Annotated in this window: 5 protein-coding genes and 1 tRNA gene; 3 read left to right on the top strand and 3 right to left on the bottom strand. The window is 31.0% G+C overall.

Features of this window, described 5'->3' with window-relative positions; translation table 11 throughout:
* Positions 1-337: 337 nt before the first annotated feature.
* Complete coding sequence (locus ACSSV5_RS12195) at positions 338-1,294, bottom strand: YpdA family putative bacillithiol disulfide reductase (RefSeq protein WP_454246095.1); 957 nt, start codon at positions 1,292-1,294, stop codon at positions 338-340.
* 81 nt (positions 1,295-1,375) lie between these two features.
* Positions 1,376-1,567 (bottom strand): twin-arginine translocase TatA/TatE family subunit, encoded by a 192-nt coding sequence (locus tag ACSSV5_RS12190; RefSeq protein WP_211066756.1) that lies wholly within the window; start codon positions 1,565-1,567, stop codon positions 1,376-1,378.
* 201 nt (positions 1,568-1,768) lie between these two features.
* Between ACSSV5_RS12190 and ACSSV5_RS12185 the strand changes: the two genes are divergently transcribed.
* From ACSSV5_RS12185 to ACSSV5_RS12175, 3 genes are read left to right on the top strand one after another with little or no spacing between them, the layout of a single operon-like run.
* The gene (locus ACSSV5_RS12185) at positions 1,769-2,119 is read left to right on the top strand and encodes a YtxH domain-containing protein (protein ID WP_454246094.1); all 351 of its coding nucleotides are present in this window, start codon (positions 1,769-1,771) and stop codon (positions 2,117-2,119) included.
* Position 2,120: 1 nt separating this feature from the next.
* Positions 2,121-2,471 (top strand): phage holin family protein, encoded by a 351-nt coding sequence (locus tag ACSSV5_RS12180; protein ID WP_211066754.1) that lies wholly within the window; start codon positions 2,121-2,123, stop codon positions 2,469-2,471.
* 12 nt (positions 2,472-2,483) lie between these two features.
* On the top strand, positions 2,484-2,696 hold the full coding sequence (locus ACSSV5_RS12175) for a hypothetical protein (protein WP_211066753.1): 213 nt from the start codon (positions 2,484-2,486) through the stop codon (positions 2,694-2,696).
* A gap of 278 nt (positions 2,697-2,974) precedes the next feature.
* Here ACSSV5_RS12175 and ACSSV5_RS12170 read toward each other — a convergent pair.
* Positions 2,975-3,049 (bottom strand) — tRNA-Pro (locus tag ACSSV5_RS12170).
* Positions 3,050-3,280: the final 231 nt, after the last annotated feature.

Here is a 3,280-nt window from a genome sequence, read left to right as displayed (position 1 = left end):
TAAAATAACGTGAGTTCGATATAAATTCCAATAAAATATATTCATATAAAATACAGATATTTAATCATTTGTCATGTCGATAGAGCGAAGCATGAGTGATGAGACATCTCAGTAGGATGAGATTTCTCCTCATTCTTCGTTCGAAATGACAAAATTTGCTAACAAAAAGATATAATCATTTGATTTACAGATTTCAATAAATCGAACTCACGTTAAAAATAAGATAAAAATAAAAGCAAATACATTCAATACAAGTTAAGCATATAAAAAATTATCATGCTTAGGCTTAAGTTATCAGTCAAAGTTTTTAAATTTTTGAAGAAATACTGTGCTATTATTAGCAGATATCTTCCACAATCATCTTAGCATGAATACGCGAATTTTCAATAAACCATTTGTGGGTTTCCATACCGCCACAAATCACACCAGCCAAGTACAATCCTTTGACGTTGGTTTCCATAGTTTGTTTGTTGTATTCGGGTATTTTGGTTTGGTCATCAGCAAGTTTTACGCCTAATTTTTCTAAAAATTCAAAATTGGGTTTATAGCCAGTCAAGGCTAAAACAAAATCGTTTTTAATCTGTTGAATCTCATCATTTTCATCTTTAAATTCAACAGCATCCTTTTTGATTCTAGTAATTTCGGCATTAAAATAAGCCTTAATACTGCCTTCATCAATTCGGTTTTTAATATCAGGTCGCACCCAATATTTAACGCGTTCACCTATGTCATTTCCTCTGACAATCATCGTTACGTGACCGCCTTTTCTATAAATTTCTAAAGCTGCATCTACGGCAGAATTGCTTGCACCAACCACAACAACATCTTGATTGACAAAATAATGCGGATCGTTATAATAGTGAAACACTTTCTCTAAATTTTCACCAGGCACATTTAATGTATTTGGTATATCATAAAACCCTGTAGCGACAATAATATTTTTAGTCTGATATGTTGCCTTTGAAGTTTTTACTTTAAACAGGTTTTTGGATTTATTTACTTTTTCAACTTTTTCAAACAAATTGATGTTCAAATCATTTGATGTGGCTACACGTCTGTAATATTCTAAAGCTTCTTGTTTAGTTGGTTTAGCATTTTTGCTGATAAATGGGATACCGTCAATTTCTAATTTTTCAGATGATGAAAAAAAGGTCATATTAGCAGGATAGTGATATAGCGAATTGACTAAAGCACCTTTTTCGATAATCACATAAGAAAGATTTCGTTTTTTAGCCTCCAAACCACAAGCCAAACCAATTGGTCCTCCACCAACAATCACAATATCGTAGTTCATAAAACTTTAATTTGGTATCAAAAAATTAGGAGAAAACTTTATGACTGATCAAGAATATATGACTGATCAAGAATAAAAGTATTATTTCAAAGATTTATTCTTATCTTTTGTTTCTTCATCTTCTTTAGAAGCATCTTTAAATTCTTTGATACCGCTTCCAAGTCCTCTCATTAGTTCAGGAATTTTTTTACCTCCAAATAGAAGCAAAATAGCAATACCAATCACTACCCATTGCCAAGCTCCCATTATAAAAACAACATAAATAGAATGCATATATATATATATTTTTGAAGTACAAATTTAATTAATATCTATTGATAATTCATGTTTTATGATTAAAATTGTTTTAAATCTAACAATCATATTTTTTTAATTCCAAATTTTTTTAAAAAATTATAGATAAGTTAACCTCATATTAACAGCATAACAGAATTATATTTATTATTTTTGAATTGAACTAAAAAAATATTTATTATGTCAAACAACACAGGAAATACAATAGTGGCATTATTAACTGGAGCAGCTTTAGGTGCTGGATTTGGAATTTTATATGCACCGCGAAGTGGGAAAGAAACCAGACATCAACTCAAAGAAGAAGCTGGCAAAGCTAAAGATAAGTTGAGTGAAGAATACGATGAGTTATCATCTCAAATCTCTGAGTTTGCTGATTCTGCAAAAAGTAAATTTGAAAAAAGAATCAACAAACTTTTTAAATCTGCTAACACCCAAGCTGATGATATCTTATCTAAAATGGAATCTGAGTTGGAAGAATTGAGAAAAAAAAACGCCGACTTGGTTAAAGAACTAGACAATCTAAAAGCTTAAAATGTCTGATAAAAAGATTGGACATCATCTCAGTAACCTTTCTGATGATGCCAAAACTTATATTGAAAGTGAAATAGCTTACTATAAACTTGATGCTTATAAAAAGCTAATTAAAGCTACGTCTTTATTGATGAGCTCTATAATTAATGCAGGTATTATATTGCTTATTTTCGCTTTTCTTTCTGTAGGTCTTGGCTTGTTTTTAGGTGAATTGTTTGGTTATTATTATGTTGGTTTTCTTATAATAGCTGGCGTATATTTAATCGTTTTGTTTCTAATTCTAATATTTGGAAAGTCTTTAATTGAAAAATCTGTTTTAAAGATTTATAATCAAATATTTGAAGACATTTAAAATTTATAGATTTTGAGGAATTATAATTCTATACAAGAAATTGATAAGCATCTTAAAATTTTAAGATTGCAAGCTGACATCCACAAACAACGTGCAGAAATAGATTTTAAATATATCAAACTCGCATTGAAGCCTACCAATTTGTTTGCTGAGTTTGTGGCTATGCTAAGTCAAAAATATTTGTATAAGAAAATTGTGCAAATTATTTTGAAAAAAATACGGTGATATATTGCTATCTATATTTGAATAACTCATAATAATTGATTTTAAAATTAATTATTTTTTACTTTTAATGAACAATAAAAAGCCAATAATATAAAAGTTGTTGGCTTTTTTTTTTGGGAGTGATTATGTTTTATACTAATTTCTAAAAATTCATCTTATTTTCCACAACTTTTTTGCTTGACCCAAAATGTGGGAAATAAAAATTTAGCGAAAGCTTTATGTATAAAGGATTTAAACAAAAAAAAGCCATCCAAATTAATGAATGACTTTTGGTTTTGTCGGGGTGGCAGGATTCGAACCTGCGACCTCCTGCTCCCAAAGCAGGCGCGATGACCGGGCTACGCTACACCCCGAATGGTGTTTTTTTTGAACATTTTAAAGAGTTGTTCTGAACTCTTGCGACCTTCCCGCATGGGCGGGACGCGATGACCGAGCGGAGTTTATCCTGATTCCGAAGTTTCGGAAGAAGGACTACACCCCGAATGGTGTTTTTTTTTGAACATTTTAAAGAGTTGTTCTGAACTCTTGCGACCTTCCCGCATGGGCGGGACGCGATGACCGAGCGGAGTTTATCCTGATTCCGA

The sequence above is a fragment of the Psychroflexus sp. MBR-150 genome (genome assembly GCF_053628795.1).
The sequence above is the reverse complement of the archived record's forward strand: the minus strand, read 5'-3'. Positions and strand labels throughout refer to the sequence as shown.

Bases quoted from the DNA above. Each gene is read 5' to 3' on its own strand.
- ACSSV5_RS12195 (WP_454246095.1), bottom strand. From the start codon at position 1,294: ATGAACTACGATATTGTGATTGTTGGTGGAGGACCAATTGGTTTGGCT.
- ACSSV5_RS12190 (WP_211066756.1), bottom strand. From the start codon at position 1,567: ATGCATTCTATTTATGTTGTTTTTATAATGGGAGCTTGGCAATGGGTA.
- ACSSV5_RS12185 (WP_454246094.1), top strand. From the start codon at position 1,769: ATGTCAAACAACACAGGAAATACAATAGTGGCATTATTAACTGGAGCA.
- ACSSV5_RS12180 (WP_211066754.1), top strand. From the start codon at position 2,121: ATGTCTGATAAAAAGATTGGACATCATCTCAGTAACCTTTCTGATGAT.